Here is a 17,936-nt window from a genome sequence, read left to right on the forward strand (position 1 = left end):
CGCGCGACACCAGGCAGGAGTTGCCCGCACCGTCGGCAACTCCTGTCCCCTGCGCCAGCACACCCGGACACGCCGCACAGCCGCACCCCCGCACGACACCGGGCAGGAGTTACCCGCACCCGTCGGGAACTCCTGCCCCCTTGCGCCAGCACACCCGGACACGCCGCACAGCCGCGCCCTCGCGCGGCACCGGGCAGGAGTTGCCCGCACCCGTCGTAAACTCCTGCCCCCTGCGCCAACACACCCGGACACGCCGCACTTCGGCGCCTGCGCCCTACACGAGGCAGGAGTTGCCGACACCCGCAGGCGCGACACCGCCGGCACGACGACGCCCCCGGCACCGCGAGGGCACTGGGGGCGGGTCGGGTCGGGTCGGGCGGGGCGGGACGGGACGGGACGGTCAGACCGACGCGAGCTCGCGCACGTCGGTCGTCGTGCGGATGGCGCGGTTCACCGCCGAGACGATGGCCTTGAGCGACGCCGTCGAGATGTCGGCGTCGATGCCGACGCCCCAGAGCCGGGTGCCGTCGACGTCGAGCTCGACGTAGGCCGCGGCCTGGGCGTCGCCCGAGGCGCTGAGGGTGTGCTCAACGTAGTCGTACAGCTTGACTTGGACGCCCTGCTCGGCGAGGACGGCGATGAACGCCGCGATGGGCCCCGTGCCCCGGGCCGACGTCGACTCGACCGTCTCGCCGACCCGCAGGTCGACGTCGAGGACGGTCTCGCCCGACATGTCGCTCGCGGTGCTCGTCCGGGTCAGCTCGAAGCGACCCCACTTGTCGTCGGCCTCGTCGGCGGGGAGGTACTCGTCCTGGAAGATCGACCAGATGTGGGCGCTCGTCATCTCGCCCCCCTCCTGGTCGGTACGCGACTGCACGACGCCGCTGAACTCGATCTGCAGCTTGCGTGGCAGGTCGATGGCATGGTCGGCCTTCAGCAGGTAGGCCACGCCGCCCTTGCCCGACTGCGAGTTGACGCGGATGACCGCCTCGTAGCTGCGTCCCAGGTCTTTGGGGTCGACCGGCAGGTACGGCACCGCCCACTCGAGCGCGTCGACGTCGACCCCGCGCGACGCCGCGGTCGCGGCCATGGCCTCGAAGCCCTTCTTGATGGCGTCCTGGTGCGAACCGGAGAACGCCGTGTAGACGAGGTCGCCGGCCCAGGGGCTGCGCTCGTGCACGGGCAGCTGGTTGCAGTGCTCGGCGGTGCGCTTGACCATGTCGAGGTCGCTGAAGTCGATCTGCGGGTCGATGCCCTGGGTGAACAGGTTGATGCCCAGTGCGACGAGGTCGACGTTGCCCGTGCGCTCGCCGTTGCCGAAGAGGCAGCCCTCGATGCGGTCGGCGCCGGCCAGGTAGCCCAGCTCGGCGGCCGCGATGCCGGTGCCCCGGTCGTTGTGCGGGTGCAGCGACAGGATGACGCTGTCGCGACGGGCCAGGTGACGGTGCATCCACTCGATCGAGTCGGCGTAGACGTTGGGGGTCGCCATCTCGACGGTCGCCGGCAGGTTGACGATCACCGGTCGCGAGGGCGTCGCGTCGAAGGCCTCGATCACCTGGTTGCAGATGTCGAGCGCGAAGTCGAGCTCGGTGCCGGTGTAGCTCTCGGGCGAGTACTCGTAGAACACGGCCGTCTCGGGGATGGTCTTCTCGGCCTCGAGGCACAGGCGGACGCCCTCGAGCGCGATGTCGACGATGCCCTGACGGTCGGTGCGGAACACGACGTCCCGTTGCAGCACGCTCGTCGAGTTGTACAGGTGGACGATGGCCTGCTTGGCACCGGCGATCGACTCGTAGGTGCGGGCGATCAGGTGCTCGCGCGCCTGGGTCAGCACCTGGATCGTCACGTCGTCGGGGATGGCCCCCTCGTCGATGAGGCTGCGGACGAAGTCGAAGTCGGTCTGCGAGGCACTCGGGAAGCCGACCTCGATCTCTTTGTAGCCCATGCCGACCAGCAGGTCGAACATGATGCGCTTGCGCTCGGGGCTCATCGGGTCGATCAGCGCCTGGTTGCCGTCGCGCAGGTCGACGGCGCACCAGCGGGGCGCCTCGGTGATGCGCTTGGACGGCCAGGTGCGGTCGGGCAGGTCGACGGCGATCTGCTCGTGGAAGGGCCGGTACTTGTGGATCGGCATGGCCGACGGCTGCTGTGCGTTCTTCATGTCCTGTGGTCTCTCTCGCCCTCGAGGGGCTGCTCTTCGCGGGGGTGTCGGCCGACGACGAACTCCGCGACGAGGGGGGCCTGGGTCAGGACTCGCCGCGGCAGCTAAGGAGGAGCAGGCCGGTGAACACGTGACGAGGCTAGCACCGACCGAGGAGGCGCGGGTCGTCGCGGACCGGCACCGCGCCTCCTCGGCTCCCCCGCCCGATCAGACCACCGTGCGGACGAGCCGCACGACGGCTCCGACCGAGAGGTCGGGCAGGTAGGCGCGGCCGAGTGCCGTGCCGATGGCCGGGAGCTGCACCGGATCGGGGAACGCCATGACGAGCGGGACGAAGTCGGGCTGGAACTTCTTCTTGAACGCCAGGAGGGTGCGGAACCCGTAGGCCGGCTCCAGCACGCGCCCGAGGAAGGCGAGCACGCGCTCCGTCTGCGTCGACGGCCCGTCGAACGGCGCACCGGTCGCCAGCGGCGCCGCCGACAGGCTCAGGAACTCGACGCCCTGCTCCTTCATCGCCAGGGCCGACGAGGCGATGACGAACTCCATGACGCCGTTCATGCTGTCCGGCCGACGTCGCATGAAGTCGAGCGTCCAGCCGACGACGACCCCGTCGCGCCACGAGGGCAGCCAGCTCGTCACGGCCTGGACCGAGTCGTCCTCGTCGAGGGCGAGCATCAGCGCCACGTCGGGGTCGCGCAACTCGTCGACGCCACCGAGGGTGAAGCCCATCTCGGGCAGGTCCTTCTCGGCGACCCACTGCTCGCTGATCTCGCCGATCTGGCGGGCGACGGCGGGACGGAGGTCGGCGTACCGGGTCCATTCGGCCCGGACGCCGTTCTTCGTCGCACGGTTGATGCTCGACCGGACGTCCTGCCACTTCTTGCCCGTCATCGCGAAGGTGGCCGGGTGCAGCACCGTCTCCTCGCCGACGGGCAGCGTCGCCCACCCCATCTCGTCGTAGAGGGGCGAGAGCTCGCCGCGCACGCTGTAGAAGACCGGGGTGAGGCCCTGGTCGTCGCACCACCGGGCGAACTCGCGGGTCACCTCGCGGAGCCGGTCGGCCGCGCAGAGCGGCTCGCCCGTGGTGATCGCGATGCCCGCGACGACGCGATAGGCCACCGCGGCGAGGCTGTCCTCCGTGAACCAGTACCGGTTGCCCTCCCAGAGGGCCATGTGCGACAGCGTGCCGGGGGTCCCGCGGTGGACGATGTCGCGCACCTGGGTGCGCGCCGCGTCGGGACGGACGTCTCCCGGCCGGGTCGCGCCCACCCCGAGCCCGACCAGGACGACGAGCCACCAGACCGGCCCCACCCACTCGAAGGCGGCCCGGACGAGCCCGCCGTCCGGCACCGGTCCGATGCGGGTGAGCCCGACGAACCCGACCGGCACGAAGCGTTCGGGCACGTCCAGCAGCAACGTCCACGGTTCGATCGTCGGGACGAAGGAGGCGCGCCCCAGCCACCCGACGACGGCGAACGTCACCGCCAGCACCAGACCCGACAGCACGACGACGAGCGCGAACCGCGGTCGTCGCGTCCCCTCGGCACCGACGCCGAAATGACGGCGCAGGAGGAACAGCCCGAGGGCCACCGCGGCCGGCACGGCGACCGCCAGCCCGGCGAGCACCACCCTCTCGACCACGTGTCGGGGCTGGTCGACCACCGGATCGGTCGTGACGGGCAGCACCACGTAGTACAGACCGGCGAAGAGGGCGAGGAGCCCGTTGACCGCGACGGCCACGTCGAGGGCGAGGCGACGTCCCCGCCGCAGGTACCAGGCGCAGAGCAGCAGCACGGCCAGCGGCAGCAGGCTCAGCAGGACCGTCGGGACGGTGTCGATGCCGGCGAGGGCCGCGGCGCGCGCGCAGGCTCCGATCGGAGGCGCGTGCCGGTCCGGTGCGCCCTGTCCCGCGGCCGCGCACGCGGCCGAGAGCGATCGCCCGGGGAGGACGTCGCGGAACAGCATGCCGAGGGGCGAGAGGGCCCCGATCGGGCTGCGGGTGAGGAGGGTCAGGACGGGACCCAGCGCGGTCACCGCGACGATGGTCGACGCGAGGCGGCGTACCTCGTGGTGCGAACTGCGCGACCAGCCGCGTTCGGCGGGGCGACCGGTCAGCACCACCCCGAACGCGAGCCCGACGAGGGCGCCGATCAGCGCGTAGAGACCGGCCGGGTGCCCGTCGTAGAGCACGAAGGCGAACACGCACGAGAATCCGACCAGCCGGATGCGCCGTCGCCAGAGGGGTCCGGAGAACGCGCTGGCGGTCATGATCGTGCCGAGGGCGGGGGTGAGCGGGTGGAGGGTGGACTCGGCCGCCACCTCGAGGGCCCAGGTCTCGCCGACCGCCTGCCCCAGGGCCTGCACCGCCACGCCGACCCCGGTCGCGACGACGGCCGTCACCAGGTAGGCGGCCACCGTGCGGGACCAGCCCATGCGACGCTCGGCGGTGCCCACGAGGACGAGCACGCCGACCACGGCCAGGACGAGCTGCGCGGGACTGCCGGCGAAGAACACCGAGCCGACGACGAGCAGCCATGAGGTGCGGTCCTCGAAGGGGTCGAGCCCTGCTCCGACGAGGTCGCGCAGCCGCTCGCTCGGCGCATGCGTCACGCTGCCCGAGGCGAGCGCGAGCACGACGAGCAGCAGCGCGAGGGCGAGACTGACGGGACGGCCGCCGACGAACGCCACCACGCGGGTCGCGACGCCGTCCACGAACCGGCGCGCACGCCCCGGCTCGTGGGGGTCGGGCTCGTGGGGTGCCGGCCCGGGGGGTGCCGTCGTGGAGGCCGTCGGCACCGTCGGTGCGCCGGCGCCGGCGCCGGCCCCGGCACCGGCGTCGGCTCCGGCCAGCTCGCCGCTCACGGTGTCTGCACCGTCGCACTCAGGCCGAGGCGCGGGTAGAACTGTCCGATGCCGTGGGCGAAGCCGTTCGTCGCGGTCGTCCAGTCGTGCCCGCTGCCCGGGGACACGTAGCGCGTCACCGTCATGCCGGCCTTCGCCGCGGCCGCCGAGTTCGCGGTCATGATCTGGCCGTACCGACCGTCCGTGGCGCCGACGGCGAAGAACGCCGCGGTGTCCTCGTAGGGCCCGTGCGCGGCCATGATCGCCTGCGGTCGGGCCGCCTCGTAGGCCGCTCGGTTCCCGGCGAAGCCCTGGTCGATCGTGGTCTTCTCGTCGCCGATCGAGGGGCCTAGCTCACCCGACACGTCGATGAAGGTCGAGAACAGGTCGGGCCGCGCCGAAGCGAACTGGATCGAGCAGGTGCCCCCCTGCGAGAACCCACCGATCGCCCATGCCCGCGGCCCGGTGGCGACGTGGAAGTGACTCGTCATGTAGTCGACCACATCGGTGGTGATGTAGGTGGCGCTGTTGCCCAGGGCGCCGTCGACGCACATCGGGTTGTGGGCGTCGGCGCTCAGCTGGTCGGGCACGACGACGATCGGCGCGAGCCCGTGGTTCTTCGCCGCGAAGGCGTCCAGCGTCTCGACGAGGTGGCCGGCCGTGATCACCGAACTCGGTTCGGCCGGTTGTCCCGAGAGCATGATCATCACGGGAAGGGCGGGGGCGTCGGCCACGAGGGCCGCCGGGGGCAGATAGACGACGGCGTCACGGGCGGGGAAGTGCGAGACGGCGCCGGGGATGGCCACGCTGCCGTACCGTCCCACGGCCGGGAGGTCGGCGGGGGCCTTCCAGGTCGACCAGAGGGTCGGGTCGAACTCCGTCGAGCCGGGCGCCGCGGACGGAGGCGCGGCGGCGGTCGCCGGGAGGGCGGGCACCTCGTCCCGACCGAGCGCCTGGGACAGGTTCTGGTAGACGCTGCCGTCCCGGTTCAGGGCGAGGCCCCCGGCCAGGGCGAAGACCAGGACGGCCAGGACGGCCACGAGCTTCCGCCACCACCGGGTGCGGAACAGGTTGACGACGACGACAGCGACGCCGGCGACCACGGCGGCGACCCAGAGGCGATCCACCCAGGTGGGTGACAGGCCCAGCACGTCGCGTACGTCGCCGAGCCACCAGGTCGCGAGGGCGCCGAGGCCGGCCCCGAGCAGGACCGCGAGGGCGATCCACCGCCACCACGTGCGTCGGGTCCGCGGGCGGACGAGGAGCCCGACGGCGACGAGGGCGGCGACGACGTCCACCGTCAGCAGCATCGTCGTGGACAAGAGCGGAACCGACAGCAACCAGTCCATGCGAGAGCTTCTTTCGGCGGAGGATCGGGGTGATGGCCACCCAGGTGACACTCTGCCGCCTCGGAGTCTCTCGACACGAGCCGTGCCCCCCGGTCTCAGCAGCCTCATCAGGTGTGATCAGCCACCACACGGCACCGACACGTCGCACCGGGGCGCCCCGTCGGCGACGGCCGTGGCAGCGCGCTTGAGCCGAACTACTCGGCGAGCCCGTGTTCGTACGCGTAGACCACCAGTTGCACCCGGTCGCGCAGGGACAACTTCGACAGGACCCGACTGATGTGGGTCTTGACCGTCGCCTCGCTGAGGAACTCCCGCGACGCGATCTCGGCGTTGCTGAGGCCCCGCGCCGCGAGGTCGAAGATGTCACGTTCCCGGGTGGTCAGGGTGCCGAACGACGCGGGCACGGCCCGGGCGCGTGAGGCCCGGCCGTCGAAGTGCTCGAAGAGTTCACGCGTGGCCGACGCCGCGATCACGGCGTTGCCCGCGTGCACGGTGCGGATCGCGGCGAGCAGGAACTCGGGGTCGGCGTCCTTCAGGACGAAGCCGCTCGCGCCTCCCCGGATGGCGCGAGTGGCGGCCTCGTCGAGGTCGAAGGTCGTCAGCACGATGATGCGCGGCGGGCGGCGGGAGGCCGTCTCGGCCTGCGCCAGGACGGTGGTGGTGGCCGCGATGCCGTCCATCACCGGCATGCGGATGTCCATGAGGACGACGTCGGGAGCGGTGCGCCCGACCATCGCCACGCCCTCCTCGCCGTTGCTGGCCTCGCCGACGAACTCGAGGTCGGGCTGCGAGCCGACGAGCATCTTGATGCCCGCACGGAACAGGGCCTGGTCGTCGACCAGGGCGACGCGGATGGGTGCCGTCGAACGGCCGGGCATGTCGATCATCGGATGCGTACCTCTTGGGTCAGTGCCAGGGTCGGCACGATGGCGTGGACGACGAAGCGTCCGTCGGCGTTCTGGGTGGTGAGCGAGCCGCCCGCCAGGGTGGCGCGCTCCCGCATGCCGTCGAGCCCGTGGCCGCCCCGTCGCTCGTCGCCGGACGTGTCGAGCGGACGCGTCGGCGGCCGCACGACGTTGGAGATCACGAGGTGCAACGCCTCGTAGCGCCAGTCGAAGTGGAGGCCGACGGGCTGGTCGACGGCACCGTGCCGCAGGACGTTGGTCAGGCTCTCCTGCACGATGCGGAACACGGCGAGCTGCCGGTTGGTCCCGAGGACCTGTGGTTCGCCGGTCACGAGCAGGTCGACCGTGAGACCCGACCCGCGCATCTGGTCGAGCAGACGGTCGAGATCGCCGAGGGCGGGCTGGGGCGCCTCGCCCTGGCTGTGCCGCAGTTGACCCAGCAGCACCCGGACGTCGCCGAGGGCCTCCCGAGCCGTCGTGGCGATCGTCGTGAGCGCCCCGTCGACCGAGGTCGGGTCGACCCGGGCGGCGTACCGGGCCCCGTCGGCCTGGGCGATGACGACGGCCAGCGAGTGGGCGACCACGTCGTGCATGTCCCGGGCGATCCGGTTGCGTTCCTGCTCGACGGCGATGTCCCGCTCGGCCCGGGCGGCCTCGCGTTCGGCCCGCGCGGCGTCGTTCTCGGCCCGGGCGGTCTCGCGCTCGGCGATGAGCCGCGCCTCACGGCTGAGCCGCTCGGACCATCGCGCCCGGGCCAGCAGTCCCCCGGCCCAGGGCAGACCGAGCAGGGCGAGGAATCCGAGGAGGCTGATCCCCAGCTGCAGGAGGATGCGGACGACGTCGGTCACCGCATAGATGTCGTAGTCGACGCCGAACAGGCTCTGCTGCACGAACGAGAGGTAGAAGGTGCCCAGGAGGGCACCCACGCCCACGGAGACCAGGCCCGACCACTTCACCCGGTTCGTCCCGTACGCCGCCGTGGAGTACAGCACCGCGCAGATCGCGAGGTTCGTGACACCGGGCGTGCTGCCCGTGATCATCTGGGACGCGGCGACCAGCCAGGCGAGGGTCAGGGCGAGCCCCGGCGACAGGCGGCGCAGGGCGAACGTGACCGTCATGCCCAGCACGACGAACGGAGTCGTCACGACGCCGTCGGACAACACCAGGCCGACCACGCCGAGCAGGAACGCCGCCGACAGGTCGACGGCGACCTGGTAGGGCGCGAGGCGTCGGAAGATCACCCGACCACCGTACGACCTACGGCGGCCGGTCCGGGGCGGCCGCCGTGCGCGAACGACCTCGGGACCACCACGATCATCCGCAGGGACGAGGACGACCCTCCTGCCCGGGACGGGCCCGGACGACCGGGAGGGGGCGTCAGAACCCCAGTCGACCGAGCTGCTTCGGGTCGCGTTGCCAGTCCTTGGCGACCTTCACCCGGATCGAGAGGAACACCTGCTTGCCGACGAGCGGCTCGATCTGCGCGCGGGCACGCTCGCCCACCTCGCGCAGGCGCTGACCGCCCTTGCCGATGACGATGGCCTTCTGGCTGTCCCGCTCGACGAAGAGGTTGGCGTAGATCTCGAGGAGGTCCTTGTCGTCACGCTCGACCATGTCGTCGATGGTCACCGCGAGCGAGTGCGGCAGCTCGTCCTGCACGCCCTCGAGCGCGGCCTCGCGGACGTACTCGGCCACCCGGTCGGTCAGGCCTTCTTCGGTGACCGCATCGGACGGGTAGAGGGGCTGGGACAGCGGCATGAGCTTGATCAGCTCGGCCGTGAGGACGTCGAGCTGCACGTCGCTGACCGCGGACAGCGGGATGATGGCCTCCCAGTCGCGCAGACGGCTGACCGCGAGCAACTGCTCGGCGACGGCCGGCCGCGACGTGGCGTCGGTCTTGGTGACGATCGCGACCTTCTTGGCCCGCGGGTACTGGTCGAGCTGCTCGTTGATGAACCGGTCCCCCGGCCCGAGCTTCTCGTCGGCCGGCACGCAGAACCCGATCACGTCGACGTCGCCGAGGGTGGTCTGGACGATGTCGTTGAGCCTCTCGCCGAGCAGCGTGCGCGGACGGTGCATGCCCGGGGTGTCGACCAGGACGAGCTGGCCGGTCGCCTGGTGCACGATGCCGCGGATCGCTCGTCGAGTCGTCTGCGGCTTCGACGAGGTGATGGCCACCTTCTGCCCCACGAGGGCGTTGGTCAGCGTCGACTTGCCGACGTTGGGCCGCCCGACGAACGAGACGAACCCCGCGCGGTAGGTCGACCCCCGAGGAGGCGCGGCCGAGGGGGTGAGGTCGTCTCCGGTGGTCGACATGGGGGCCTTTCGTGAACGTGCGGGAACTGGTGGGAGGTGGAGGGTCGCGACGACCGGACGCTCAGTCGTCGCGAGCGGCGTCGGCGAACGCGGCCTGGGCGTCCGCGAGGTCGGGATCGCGCTCGACGAGCACGGTCTGCAGGTCGTGCCGACGCCCCTCGGTGCGGTCGGCCGTGAGGACGAGGCCCGACACGCGGACGACCGAGCCCTGCTCGGGCAGGCGTCCCAGGACCTTGGTGAGCAGCCCTCCCACCGAGTCCACGTCGTCGTCGTCGAGTTCGAGGCCGAAGAGATCGCCGAGCTCGTCGACGGGGAGACGGGCACTCACCCGGAAGACCCCCGCGGAGACCTCGCGTTGCGGGGCGACCTCGCGGTCGTACTCGTCGCTGATGTCGCCGACGAGTTCTTCGATGAGGTCCTCGAGCGTGACCAGGCCGGCGATGCCGCCGTACTCGTCCACGACCATCGCGAGATGGTTCTTGTCGAGCTGCATCTGCCGGAGGGCGTCGTCGGCCTTCTTGGACTCGGGCACGAAGACGGCCGGGCGGGCGAGCGTCGTCACCGGGGCCGAGTCGTCGCCGCTGTGCTCGTGCAACCGCCGGGCGAGGTCGCGCAGGTAGACGATCCCGACGACGTCGTCGGAGTCGCGACCGACGACCGGGACCCGGGACACGCCCCGACCGAGGAAGAGGCTCATCGCCGAACCGACCGACGCCGTGGCGTCGAGGGTGACCATGTCGGTGCGGGGCACCATCACCTCGCGGACCACCGTGTCGCTGAACTCGAAGATCGAGTGGATGAGCTCGCGGTCGTCCTCTTCGAGGACGTCGAGCTCGGTGGCTTCGTCGACCATGCTGAGCAACTGCTCTTCGGAGGAGAACGACGCGCTGCGCGGACGTCCGGGGGTCACCCGGTTGCCGACCGCCACCAGGGCGTCGGCCAGGGGCCCGAGCACGACCCGGACGAACCGCACGAGACCCGAGGTCAGACGCACGAGGCCGCGGGCGTGGGCCCGACCGACGCTGCGCGGGCTGGAGCCCACGAGGACGAACGACACGACCGTCATGATGAGAGCCGAGAGCAGCAGGGCCAGCCACCACGGCTCGACCGAGAAGGCGAACGACAGCGACACGAGGACGGCCGCCGACGTCTCGGCGAGGATGCGCACGAAGTTGACGGCGTTGACGTGCGCCCCGACGTCGGCGGCGATGGCGGTCAACGCCGTCGCGTGACGCGGATCGTCGTCCGCCTCGTCGAGGAGGTCCTGGCGGCTGAGGACGCCTAGTGCGGAGTCGGCGGCGGCCAGGAGGCCGCCGAAGACCACCAGGAAGACCGCCACGACGACGAAGACCGTGACCATCACGGCGTCACCGACTCGTGTCGGACGCGGCGAAGGCCGCGAGGATCTCGCGCTGCAGACCGAACATCTCACGCTCGTCGTCGGGTTCGGCGTGGTCGAACCCCAGGAGGTGCAGGATGCCGTGGCAGGTGAGGAGCAGCATCTCGTCGAGCGGGCTGTGCCCCGCCGTGGCGGCCTGGGCCACGGCCACCTGCGGACACACGACGATGTCGCCGAGCAGGCCGGCCGGCGTGGGTTCGTCTTCGGTGCCGGGGCGCAGTTCGTCCATCGGGAAGCTCAGCACGTCGGTCGGACCGGGTTCGTCCATCCACTGGACGTGGAGCTGCTCCATCGCCGCCTCGTCGACGAACACGATCGCGAGTTCGGCCTCGGGGTGCACGTGCATCTGGTCGAGCGCGAAGGTGGCCAGACGTTGGATCGTGGCCTCGTCGACCTCGACGGCGGATTCGTTGGCGACCTCGATGCTCACCGGGTTCCCTTCTTCGGCAGGCGGTCGCGAGCGTCGGCCTGCTGGTCCGCCGCCTCGAGACGGCGGTGCTGCTGGGCCTGACGCTCGGCGTCGTAGGTCGTGTACGCGTCGACGATGCGGCCCACGAGCGTGTGCCGCACCACGTCGTCGCTGGTGAGACGGGCGAAGTGGATGTCGTCGATGTCGTCGAGCACCGTCGTGACGAGCTGGAGGCCGCTGGCACCGGTGGGCAGGTCGACCTGGGTGACGTCGCCCGTCACGACCATGCGCGAGCCGAATCCGAGACGGGTGAGGAACATCTTCATCTGCTCGGGCGTGGTGTTCTGCGCCTCGTCGAGCACGACGAACGCGTCGTTGAGGGTGCGACCGCGCATGTACGCGAGAGGGGCGACCTCGACGGTGCCGGCCGCGAGCAGCTTGGGCACGATCTCGGGGTCCATCATCTCGTTCAGAGCGTCGTAGAGCGGCCGGAGGTACGGATCGATCTTGTCGGTCAGCGTGCCGGGCAGGAAGCCCAACCGCTCGCCGGCCTCGACCGCGGGGCGCGTCAGGATGATGCGCTGGACCTCGCGGCGCTGCAACGCCTGGACGGCCTTGGCCATCGCCAAGTAGGTCTTGCCGGTGCCGGCCGGGCCGATGCCGAAGGTGATGGTGTGCTGGTCGATCGCGTCGACGTAGTCCTTCTGGCCCCGAGTCTTCGCCCGGACCCCCTTGCCGCGGCTGGTGACGATCGGCTGCCCGAAGACCTCGGACGGGCTGCCCTGCCCCGAGGCGAGCAGACGGGCCGACGTCGCGACCTCGGCCGGGCCGAGGTCGTGACCGCCGCGGACCATCGAGACGAGCTCGTCGACGAGGCCCTCGGCCCTGCCGACGGCCGACGAGGGCCCCTCGAGGGTGACCTCGTTGCCGCGGACGAGCACGCGCACGTCGGGGTACTGCTTCTCGACCGCACGCAGCAGGCGGTCTTGCGGGCCCAGGAGCTGGACCATGGCGACGCCGTCGACGGTCACGTCGACACGACGGACGTCGTCACCCGTCGTCGGTGTCGAGGGGCCGGTGGCGTTCGTGTCGCTAGTGGGCAAGGGTGCCTTCCTCCAGGGGTCCACCGAGCACATGGGCGTGCACGTGGAACACGGTCTGCCCGGCGGATGCGCCGGTGTTGAAGATCAAACGGAACTCGGACCCGGAGTGTTCCCCGAACGCTGCCGGGTCGGCCGCGAGCCGGGAGGCGGTCGCCACCAGTTCGGCGAGCAACGCCGGGTCGCCCGCGGCGAGTTCGACGACGTCGCGGTACGCCTGGGTCTTGGGCACCACGAGCAGGTGGACGGGTGCCCGGGGCGCGATGTCGCGGAAGGCGATGACCGCGTCGCTCTCGAAGACGATGTCGGCGGGGATCTCGCGCGCGACGATGCGGCTGAAGACGGTGGGCTCGTCGGAGGTCTCGGACATGCTGCCCATCGTAGCGACGACCGCCGACACGGCCCCGGGGGGCGTCGAGGTCACCAGCGACCGAGTCGCGCGCTCAGCACGGACAGCGCGGCGGGACCGGCCGTGGAGGTCCGCAGGACGGCGTCCCCGAGGCGCACGGCGCGGGCACCCGCCTCGGCGAGCTGGTGCAGCTCGGCGGGCGACACCCCGCCCTCGGGACCGACGACCACGACGACGCGGCCGGGCACCGCGCCTCCTGCGATCAGGTCGACCGCCGTGAGCGCCTGCTCGGCCGACGGCTCGAGCACGAGGACGAGATCGCGGGAGGCGCGCTCGGCCAGCTGCCGCGTCGTCGCGAGCCCCGAGACCTCGGGCGACCAGGGACGGATCGACTGCTTGGTCGCCTCGCGCACGATCGACGACCAGCGGGTGAGGCCCTTGGCGACCTTGGGGCCCTCCCAGCGGGAGATGCTGCGCGCCGCGGCCCACGGGACGATCTCGTCGACGCCGAGCTCGGTCGCGGCCTGCACGGCGAGTTCGTCGCGGTCGCCCTTGGCCAGCGCCTGGGCGAGGACCAGTCGCGTCGTCGGCGGTTCGTGCCGGACGACCCGGGTCGCGAGCAGCACCAGCCGCTCGGGGGCCGCCTCGGACACCTCGCCCTGGACCACCAGCCCCCGTCCGTTGCCGAGGGTCAGCGGCTCGCCCACCCGCACCCGGCTGACCGTGACCGCGTGTCGGGCCTCGGAACCGGTCAGCTCGACGCTCGAGCCGACCTCGGCGGCGGCCAGGTCGTCGACCAGGTAGAAGTGCGCCACGATCAGAAGTTCAGGAAGCGGTCGCGCAACTTGCCGAAGAGACCCTGCTGGAAGTGCGACAGCTCGGGCGCCGGGGAGCGGCGACCCGAGGCGAACTTCTCGATCAGCTCGCGCTCCTTGTGGCTGAGCTTGGTCGGGGTGACCACCTGGACGCCGATCTTGAGGTCGCCGCGACCCGTCCCGCGCAGTCTGGTGATGCCGCGGTCCTTCACGGTGAGGATGTCGGCACTCTGGGTGCCGGGCTTGATCTCGACCTCGATCTCGCCGTCGAGCCCGGTGAGCGTCGTCGACGTGCCGAGGATGGCGTCGGCCATCTGCACCTCGAGCGTGGCCAGCAGGTCGTCGCCGTTGCGGCTGTAGGTGTCGTGGTGTCGCACCTTGACCTCGAGGTACAGGTCGCCGTTCGGGCCACCGGCCTGGCCGACCTCGCCCTGACCGGGCAGCTGGAGCCGGAGTCCGGTGTCGACGCCCGCGGGGATGTCGATGGGGATCGAACGTCGGGCCCGGACGCGCCCCTGGCCCTGGCACGTCGGGCAGGGGTTGGGGATGACGGTGCCGTAGCCACGGCAGGTCCCGCACGGGCTCGACGTCATGACGTTGCCGAGCAGCGAGCGCACGGTGCGCTGGATCTGACCGGAGCCCCCGCAGATGTCGCAGGTCTGGGGCGAGGTGCCGGGTGCGCAGCACGAGCCGCTGCACGTGTCGCAGAGGACGGCCGTGTCGACCTCGATGTCGCGCTGCGTGCCGAAGACGATGTCCTCGAGGTCGACCTCGAGGCGCAGGAGCGCGTCCTGCCCGCGTTCCCGCCGGGACCGCGGACCCTGACGCTGGCCCTGGCCACCGCCGCCGAAGAACGCGTCGAAGATGTCGCCGAAGCCGGCGGCCCCGCCTCCGCCGCCGCCACCGAAGCCGGGCTGGGGGCCGAGGTCGTAGCGTTCGCGCTGCTGCGGGTCGCTGAGCACGTCGTAGGCGTGCGTGACGTCCTTGAACCGTTCGGACGCGTCGGGGCTGGGATTGACGTCGGGGTGAAGCTCGCGGGCGAGCTTGCGGTACGCCTTCTTGATCTCTTCCGGGGTCGCCTGACGGTCGACTCCGAGGACGTCGTAATGATCTGCCACTGGTTCTCGTCTGCCTCTGGTGTGGTGTGGTGGTCTTCCCGGCGGGGCCGGGCCCGGCGGACCGGGACGGGGATGGGGGTCGTGGGACGGCCGGGGCCGTGGTGGTCGGCTACCGCTCGGTGAGCAGCGACGACAGGTACCGCGCCACGGCACGGACCGCCGCCATGTTGGTCGAGTAGTCCATGCGCATGGGCCCGAGCACGCCGAGCCTCGCGATCTCGCTGCCCTGCGTGGAGTACCCGCTGGCCAGCACGGACGCCTGGGACAACCCGAACGACGCGTTCTCGCGGCCGATGCTCGCGGCCACGTCGACGGCGTCGAGTTGCATCTCGCCGAAGAGCCGCAGGAGGGCCACCTGCTCTTCGATCGCCTCGAGCACGGGGAAGAGGTCGCCGCTGAAGTCGTCGCCCGTGCGCACCAGGTTCGCCGCACCGGCCATGACGAGGCGGTCCTGACGTCCGGCGGCGATCTGCTCGGTGAGACTCGCGACGACCACGCCGACGACCGCCGCGAGGTCGGGACGGAACCGCGCCGGCAGGTCGGTGAGGGCGGTGGAGGCCTCACCCAGGGGCCGACCGCCGACCGCGGCGTTGATGGCGGCCCGCAACTCGGACAGGAAGGACTCGTCGACGGCGGTGCGGATGTCGACGACCCGCTGCTCGACCTGGCCGCTGTCGGTGATCAGCACCGTCATGACGCGACCGTCGCCCAGGCTGACCAGCTCGACGTGACGCACGCGGGCCCGGGAGAAGGTGGGGTACTGCACCAGGGCCACCTGGTTGGTGAGTTGCGACAGGAGCCGGACCGTCCGACCGAGCACCTCGTCGAGGTCGGTGGAGTCGCCCAGGAACGTCTCGATGGCCTGCCGCTGGGCCGCGCTGAGCGGGCGCAGGTCGGCGAGCTGGTTGACGAAGAGCCGGTAGCCCTTGTCGGTCGGCACGCGTCCCGACGAGGTGTGCGGTGCCGCGATGAGCTCTTCTTCTTCGAGCAGCGCCATGTCGTTGCGGATGGTCGCCGCCGAGACGCCGAACTGGTGTCGCTCGACGATGGACTTCGACCCGACCGGCTCGCGGGACGCGACGTAGTCGTGCACGATGACGCGAAGCACTTCGAGACCGCGTTCGGAGACCATGACGCACCTCTCTTCGCTCGACGTCCCCCGGGTCGTCCGCACGCCGGGCGACCGGGCCTGGCACTCGACGTGCCGGACTGCCAATCGTACGACACCTCCGTCGCGAGGCCTACTCGGGCCGCACCCGGCTGCCCTAGGGTGGCGGGGACATCCGCAGGACACTCACGAACAGGTGCAGCCATGACCGAGAACCCTCCCGCCCAGCCGAACGGCCCGCAGAACGGCCAGCCCGGCCAGAACGGTCAGCCCGGCCAGCCGTACGGGCAGGGTCTGCCCGGCCAGGGTCAGCCCGGCCAGGGCCAGCAGTCCGGCCCCGGCTTCGGCCAGCAGCCCGGCTACCAGCCGCAGCCCGTCCAGCCGATGCGCCCCGAGGACGAGAAGCTCTGGTCGACGCTCATCCACCTCGGCGGGATCCTCTTCGCGTTCGTCCCCGCCCTCGTCGGTTACCTCGTGTTGAAGGACCGCGGCCCGTTCATCCGGGAGCACACCAGGACCGCGCTGAACTTCCAGATCACGGTGGCCATCGTCTACGTGATCTCGGCGATCCTGTCGATCATCGTCATCGGAGGGGTGCTCGCCCTCGTCGCCGGCATCCTCGTGATCATCTTCTCGATCATCGCCGCCGTCGCGGCCAACAAGGGCGAGTGGTACAAGTACCCGCTGACCATCGAGTTCGTCAAGTAGACGGTCGACCGGCCCGGACGGGCACCACGCGAGGCGCGACTCCCCCGGGAGCCGCGCCTCCTGCGTTCCGGGCCCGCGCCTCCTGGTCGCCACCGCGGGGCGCGGCGGCGATCAGGACGATCGGGACGCTCAGTCGGGCAGCAGACGCCGCACGACGGCGTCGGCCATGAGCCGCCCCTCGCGCGTGAGCACGACACGACCCTGCAGGGCCGGACGCCCCTCGACCCAGCCGTCGGCGATGAGGCCACCGACGGCCCGGCGTCCGTCGTCGTCGAGCTCGGAGGTGGACAGCCCCTCGCGGATGCGCACCCCGAGCAGGACGCGCTCGACCCGACGGGTCTCGTCGTCGAGGGTCTCGCGCCCGGCAGCCGGCGACTCGCCCGCGGCCATGCGCTGCTGGTAGGCGGCGGGGTGCTTGACGTTCCACCAGCGGACGCCACCGACGTGACTGTGCGCGCCCGGGCCGACGCCCCACCAGTCGTGGCCCTGCCAGTACGCCAGGTTGTGGCGGGAACGGTGCTCGACGCCACGCGACCAGTTGCTGACCTCGTACCAGTCGTAGCCCGCGTCGGCGAGCCGGTCGTCCGCGATCTCGTACATGTCGGCCGCGGTGTCGTCGTCGGGCATCGGGACCTCGCCCCGCTTGATCTGGCGGGCGAGCTTCGTGCCGTCCTCGACGATCAGCGAGTACGCGGAGAGGTGGTCGGGCTCCTGCTCGAGGGCGACGTCGAGCGAACGCCTCCAGTCGTCGAGGGTCTCGCCGGGTGTGCCGTAGATGAGGTCGAGGCTGACGTCGAGCCCCGCGTCACGGGCCCAGCGCACCACGAACGGGATGCGCTCGGGGTCGTGCGTGCGCTCCAGGGTGGCGAGAACGCTCGGGACGGCCGACTGCATGCCGAAGCTGACGCGCGTGAAGCCGGCGTCGGCGAGCTGCTGCAGGTACGCGGCGTCGACCGAGTCGGGGTTCGCCTCGGTCGTCACCTCGGCGCCGGGCTCGAGACCCCAGGTGTCGACCATCGCGTGGAGCATCGACGTGAGGTCGCTCGACGGCAGCATCGTCGGGGTGCCCCCGCCGAAGAACACCGAGGAGGCGCGGCGCGGCGGGAGCCCCGCCTCGCGCAGCACCCGGCCCCCGAGCTCGATCTCGGTGACGGCCTGCCCGGCGTAGTCGTCGCGACGAGCGCCTCGCAGCTCGTCGCCCGTGTAGGTGTTGAAGTCGCAGTACCCGCAGCGCACGCGGCAGAACGGGACGTGCAGGTAGACCCCGAAGTTGCGGTCGTCCGCGCCGACGGCGACGGTCTCGGGCAGGCGTCCGTCGACGGGGGCGGGATCGCCGAGGGGAAGGGCTCCGGGCACCG

15 protein-coding genes are annotated in these 17,936 nt (G+C 71.5%); 1 reads left to right on the forward strand and 14 read right to left on the reverse strand.

Going from position 1 to position 17,936, the window contains the following annotated elements; all coding sequences use genetic code 11:
• Positions 1–400 precede the first annotated feature (400 nt).
• The 13 genes from leuA to hrcA form a co-directional block, all read right to left on the reverse strand.
• The gene (gene leuA, locus QRN23_RS11030; protein WP_200412855.1) at positions 401–2,161 is read right to left on the reverse strand and encodes a 2-isopropylmalate synthase; all 1,761 of its coding nucleotides are present in this window, start codon (positions 2,159–2,161) and stop codon (positions 401–403) included.
• 207 nt (positions 2,162–2,368) lie between these two features.
• Complete coding sequence (locus QRN23_RS11035) at positions 2,369–5,023, reverse strand: bifunctional lysylphosphatidylglycerol flippase/synthetase MprF (protein ID WP_285063560.1); 2,655 nt, start codon at positions 5,021–5,023, stop codon at positions 2,369–2,371.
• The gene (locus QRN23_RS11040; RefSeq protein ID WP_285063561.1) at positions 5,020–6,351 is read right to left on the reverse strand and encodes an alpha/beta hydrolase; all 1,332 of its coding nucleotides are present in this window, start codon (positions 6,349–6,351) and stop codon (positions 5,020–5,022) included. The genes QRN23_RS11035 and QRN23_RS11040 overlap by 4 nt, the downstream gene beginning before the upstream one ends.
• Positions 6,352–6,545: 194 nt before the next feature.
• Positions 6,546–7,238, reverse strand: a complete 693-nt coding sequence (locus QRN23_RS11045) for a response regulator (protein ID WP_431521894.1) — start codon at positions 7,236–7,238, stop codon at positions 6,546–6,548.
• Positions 7,235–8,497 (reverse strand): sensor histidine kinase, encoded by a 1,263-nt coding sequence (locus QRN23_RS11050; RefSeq protein ID WP_123570181.1) that lies wholly within the window; start codon positions 8,495–8,497, stop codon positions 7,235–7,237. The genes QRN23_RS11045 and QRN23_RS11050 overlap by 4 nt, the downstream gene beginning before the upstream one ends.
• Before the next feature lie 136 nt (positions 8,498–8,633).
• Positions 8,634–9,572: a GTPase Era gene (gene era, locus QRN23_RS11055; protein ID WP_056045670.1), complete on the reverse strand. Its 939-nt coding sequence runs from the start codon at positions 9,570–9,572 to the stop codon at positions 8,634–8,636.
• Between the two features lie 61 nt (positions 9,573–9,633).
• A complete protein-coding gene (locus QRN23_RS11060; RefSeq protein ID WP_052505052.1) occupies positions 9,634–10,932 on the reverse strand; it encodes a hemolysin family protein in 1,299 nt (432 codons plus the stop codon).
• A 7-nt stretch (positions 10,933–10,939) separates the two neighbouring features.
• Positions 10,940–11,401: an rRNA maturation RNase YbeY gene (ybeY, locus tag QRN23_RS11065; RefSeq protein WP_056045671.1), complete on the reverse strand. Its 462-nt coding sequence runs from the start codon at positions 11,399–11,401 to the stop codon at positions 10,940–10,942.
• On the reverse strand, positions 11,398–12,390 hold the full coding sequence (locus tag QRN23_RS11070; RefSeq protein ID WP_285063587.1) for a PhoH family protein: 993 nt from the start codon (positions 12,388–12,390) through the stop codon (positions 11,398–11,400). The genes ybeY and QRN23_RS11070 overlap by 4 nt, the downstream gene beginning before the upstream one ends.
• An 82-nt stretch (positions 12,391–12,472) precedes the next feature.
• Positions 12,473–12,850 (reverse strand): histidine triad nucleotide-binding protein, encoded by a 378-nt coding sequence (locus QRN23_RS11075; RefSeq protein WP_056047543.1) that lies wholly within the window; start codon positions 12,848–12,850, stop codon positions 12,473–12,475.
• Positions 12,851–12,900: 50 nt separating this feature from the next.
• Positions 12,901–13,644 carry a 16S rRNA (uracil(1498)-N(3))-methyltransferase gene (locus QRN23_RS11080; protein ID WP_285063563.1) on the reverse strand — a complete coding sequence of 248 codons (744 nt, stop codon included), beginning with the start codon at positions 13,642–13,644 and terminating at the stop codon, positions 12,901–12,903.
• 2 nt (positions 13,645–13,646) lie between these two features.
• On the reverse strand, positions 13,647–14,762 hold the full coding sequence (gene dnaJ / locus QRN23_RS11085; protein WP_159824840.1) for a molecular chaperone DnaJ: 1,116 nt from the start codon (positions 14,760–14,762) through the stop codon (positions 13,647–13,649).
• 109 nt (positions 14,763–14,871) lie between these two features.
• A complete protein-coding gene (hrcA, locus tag QRN23_RS11090; protein ID WP_056045687.1) occupies positions 14,872–15,894 on the reverse strand; it encodes a heat-inducible transcriptional repressor HrcA in 1,023 nt (340 codons plus the stop codon).
• Positions 15,895–16,074: 180 nt separating this feature from the next.
• Here hrcA and QRN23_RS11095 point away from each other — a divergent pair, with 180 nt between their 5' ends.
• On the forward strand, positions 16,075–16,578 hold the full coding sequence (locus QRN23_RS11095) for a DUF4870 domain-containing protein (protein ID WP_236556798.1): 504 nt from the start codon (positions 16,075–16,077) through the stop codon (positions 16,576–16,578).
• A gap of 129 nt (positions 16,579–16,707) precedes the next feature.
• On the opposite strand, the gene hemW is transcribed toward QRN23_RS11095, so the two are convergent.
• Positions 16,708–17,934 (reverse strand): radical SAM family heme chaperone HemW, encoded by a 1,227-nt coding sequence (gene hemW / locus QRN23_RS11100; protein WP_277959830.1) that lies wholly within the window; start codon positions 17,932–17,934, stop codon positions 16,708–16,710.
• Positions 17,935–17,936 lie beyond the last annotated feature (2 nt).

This window comes from Frigoribacterium sp. ME-P-080, assembly GCF_030209595.1.
GTDB lineage: Bacteria > Actinomycetota > Actinomycetes > Actinomycetales > Microbacteriaceae > Frigoribacterium.

Bases quoted from the DNA above. Each gene is read 5' to 3' on its own strand.
- leuA (WP_200412855.1), bottom strand. From the start codon at position 2,161: ATGAAGAACGCACAGCAGCCGTCGGCCATGCCGATCCACAAGTACCGG.
- QRN23_RS11095 (WP_236556798.1), top strand. From the start codon at position 16,075: ATGACCGAGAACCCTCCCGCCCAGCCGAACGGCCCGCAGAACGGCCAG.
- era (WP_056045670.1), bottom strand. From the start codon at position 9,572: ATGTCGACCACCGGAGACGACCTCACCCCCTCGGCCGCGCCTCCTCGG.
- hrcA (WP_056045687.1), bottom strand. From the start codon at position 15,894: ATGGTCTCCGAACGCGGTCTCGAAGTGCTTCGCGTCATCGTGCACGAC.
- QRN23_RS11075 (WP_056047543.1), bottom strand. From the start codon at position 12,850: ATGTCCGAGACCTCCGACGAGCCCACCGTCTTCAGCCGCATCGTCGCG.
- QRN23_RS11070 (WP_285063587.1), bottom strand. From the start codon at position 12,390: ATGGTCCAGCTCCTGGGCCCGCAAGACCGCCTGCTGCGTGCGGTCGAG.
- QRN23_RS11040 (WP_285063561.1), bottom strand. From the start codon at position 6,351: ATGGACTGGTTGCTGTCGGTTCCGCTCTTGTCCACGACGATGCTGCTG.
- QRN23_RS11060 (WP_052505052.1), bottom strand. From the start codon at position 10,932: ATGGTCACGGTCTTCGTCGTCGTGGCGGTCTTCCTGGTGGTCTTCGGC.
- QRN23_RS11045 (WP_431521894.1), bottom strand. From the start codon at position 7,238: ATGATCGACATGCCCGGCCGTTCGACGGCACCCATCCGCGTCGCCCTG.